Origin of the sequence: Micromonospora craterilacus (assembly GCF_003236315.1) — a bacterium.
Lineage (GTDB): Bacteria > Actinomycetota > Actinomycetes > Mycobacteriales > Micromonosporaceae > Micromonospora > Micromonospora craterilacus.
In genome coordinates this window covers 1-410 of the sequence record NZ_POTY01000591.1, presented here as the reverse complement: position 1 = coordinate 410, position 410 = coordinate 1, and the positions used below count along the sequence as shown (strand labels likewise).

Annotated in this window: 1 protein-coding gene; it reads left to right on the top strand. The window is 38.0% G+C overall.

From position 1 onward, the window contains the following. The first annotated feature begins 165 nt into the window (after nt 1–165). Nucleotides 166–366: a cold-shock protein gene (locus C1I95_RS37530; protein WP_003610350.1), complete on the top strand. Its 201-nt coding sequence runs from the start codon at nt 166–168 to the stop codon at nt 364–366. Nucleotides 367–410: the final 44 nt, after the last annotated feature.

The following is a 410-nucleotide window of genomic DNA, read 5'->3' as shown; positions in this document are numbered from 1 at the left end:
GATTAAAATATTTAATTTAAAACTTTGGGTATCTTTCTTTGGATAAGCGTGTTATACTTATGTACATAGTTTAAAGGATTTTGTTTTATGTTTCACAGAAATATCTGGCATCGTCATATTTAGATTATTAAAAAATTCGGCAATAATTGCCAGGAGGTTTCAGACATGGAACAAGGAACAGTAAAGTGGTTTAACGCAGACAAGGGATTCGGTTTCCTTTCACGTGAGTCAGGTGACGATGTGTTCGTTCACTTCTCAGCTATCCAAGGTGACGGCTTCAAGTCATTGGAAGAAGGACAAGCTGTATCATTCGAAGTTCAACAAGGTGACCGTGGCTTGCAAGCTGCTAACGTTACTAAGTTGTAATAACGGCTTAAAGGCAACCTGGTAATCATCAGGTTGCCTTTTTG

Coding starts and splice junctions, on each gene's coding strand:
- C1I95_RS37530 (WP_003610350.1), top strand. CDS start 166: ATGGAACAAGGAACAGTAAAGTGGTTTAACGCAGACAAGGGATTCGGT.